Consider the following 2,417-nt stretch of genomic DNA (forward strand, 5'->3'; position numbering starts at 1 on the left):
GGACGGGAGGGCACGCCCCGAGCATGCCAGCCGGGGCGCGGGGGGCCGGGGGCGAGCACCCGGCACGTCGGCGTCCCGCGGGTGCGGCCGTGGCCGCCGCGGGCCGGGGCCCGTCCGCCCGCGGCGAACGGCTCGCGCGACCCGGTCCTCCTCCGACTAGCCTCGCAGGAGGAACCGCGCCGCCGGACCCGGCGGGCGCGGGTGCTCGAGGACCCGGGAGGGACAGCGGTGGAGGTTCGGATCGGCGTGCAGAACGTGGCGCGCGAGCTCGTGTTCGAGTCGGCCCAGGAGGGCGACGAGATCACGGCGGCAGTCACCGAGGCCCTGACGAAGGGCGGCACCCTGCAGCTGAAGGACGAGAAGGGCCGCCTGCTCGTCGTCCCGGTGGCCTCGCTCGGCTACGTGGACATCGGTGCGTCCGAGGTCCGGAAGGTGGGCTTCGGCCTGTCCTGAGGACGTCGCGCCGCCGTCACGAGCCCCGCACGCGGGTCGCGGCGACGGCGCGGCGCACCCCGCACGACCCGCGCCACCGCTGCCCCGGCAGCGGTGGCGTCCGTGCGCCGGGGCACCGTCCTGCACCGCGCGTGCCCGCGAGGGGCCGTCGCGGTTACCATGGTGACGTTCATGGTTGCCCGGTCGCCAGTCACGATCGGCTGCCGACCGCCGCCTCGCGGCTCTCCACACCGCTCGACAGCCCCGTGAAGGATCCCCGCAGGCAGATCTGCGGCGGCCCCGGCGCGCGGTCCGGTGAGAGCCGCCGCCCCTTCCGGGAGACGCATGACCGACACGCAGCACACCACCGCGCCCGACAGCCCCACCTCCGCGGCCGACACCGTCCGGACGGCCGAGCTCGACGCCGCCGGGATCCCCACCATCAGCGACGCCGAGGCCGTCGCCGCCGCGGCCGTCGAGGAAGCCGCCGCGAGGCCCGCCCCGACGTTCGCCGACTTCGACGTCGACCCGCGCATCGTCGAGGCGCTCGCCGGCGCCGGCATCACGACCCCGTTCCCCATCCAGTCGATGACGCTGCCCGTCGCGCTCAGCGGCCACGACATCATCGGCCAGGCCAAGACGGGCACCGGGAAGACCCTCGGCTTCGGGGTCCCGCTGCTGCAGCGCGCCGCCGTCCTCGGCGACGACGCCTACGCGGCGCTGCCGCACCCCGGCAAGCCGCAGGCGCTGGTCATCGTGCCGACCCGCGAGCTGGCCGTGCAGGTCGCGGGCGACCTGACCACCGCCAGCCGGGTCCGCAAGACCCGCATCCTCACCGTCTACGGCGGGCGTGCCTACGAACCGCAGATCGACGCGCTCGTCAAGGGCGTCGACGTCGTCGTGGGCACCCCGGGCCGCCTGCTGGACCTGGCGCAGCAGAAGCACCTCGACCTGTCCCAGGTGAAGTGCGTCGTGCTGGACGAGGCCGACGAGATGCTCGACCTGGGCTTCCTGCCCGACGTCGAGCGGCTGCTGGCGCAGACCCACCCGGCGCGCCAGACGATGCTGTTCTCGGCCACGATGCCGGGCGCGGTCGTCGCGCTGGCCCGCTCCTACATGCGCCAGCCCACGCACATCCGCGCGATCGACCCGACCGACGACGGCGCGACCGTCGCGGCCGTGACGCAGTACGCCTACCGCGCGCACGCCATGGACAAGGTCGAGGTGCTGGCCCGGATGCTGCAGGCCGAGGGGCGCGGGCTGACGATCATCTTCAGCCGCACCAAGCGCACCGCGGCCTCCGTCGCCGAGCAGCTGGCCGAGCGCGGGTTCGCGTCCGCCAGCATCCACGGCGACCTGGGTCAGGGGGCCCGCGAGCAGGCCCTGCGCGCCTTCCGGTCGGGCAAGGTCGACGTGCTGGTCGCCACGGACGTCGCGGCCCGCGGCATCGACGTCGAGGACGTCACGCACGTCATCAACTACCAGTGCCCCGAGGACGAGAAGACCTACCTGCACCGCATCGGCCGCACCGCGCGCGCGGGCAACACCGGCATCGCGGTGACGTTCGTCGACTGGGACGACCTGCCCCGCTGGTCGCTCATCGACAAGGCCCTCGGACTGGGCTTCGGCGAGCCGCCGGAGACCTACTCCACGTCCCCGCACCTCTTCGACGACCTGGGCATCCCCGCGGGGACGACCGGCCGGCTGCCCCGGGGTCAGCGCACGCGCGCGGGCCTCGAGGCCGAGGAGATCGAGGACATCGGCGAGGTCGGGGCGGCCAAGAGCCGACGCCCCGCCCGCCGCGGCGCCCCGGAGCCGGCGGAGGCACCGCGTCCCCGCCGGCAGCGCGAGCGCCGTCGCACGGTCCACGGCGCCGAGACCTCGCCGGAGGTCCCCGCCGCGGCGGCGGGCCCGGCCACCGCCTCGGACGCCACCGCGCCGGCCTCCACCCCGCCGACCACCGCGGCGGACGCGGCCGCCGGGAC

At 75.8% G+C, this 2,417-nt stretch carries 2 protein-coding genes; both read left to right on the plus strand.

Features of this window, described 5'->3' with window-relative positions; translation table 11 throughout:
- Positions 1–228: 228 nt before the first annotated feature.
- Complete coding sequence (locus GTR02_RS24785; RefSeq protein ID WP_166609475.1) at positions 229–453, plus strand: DUF3107 family protein; 225 nt, start codon at positions 229–231, stop codon at positions 451–453.
- A gap of 324 nt (positions 454–777) precedes the next feature.
- On the plus strand, positions 778–2,417 hold a 1,640-nt coding region (locus tag GTR02_RS21325), incomplete at its 3' end, for a DEAD/DEAH box helicase (protein WP_205709771.1).

Source organism: Kineococcus siccus (assembly GCF_009906795.1).
Taxonomy (GTDB): domain Bacteria; phylum Actinomycetota; class Actinomycetes; order Actinomycetales; family Kineococcaceae; genus Kineococcus; species Kineococcus siccus.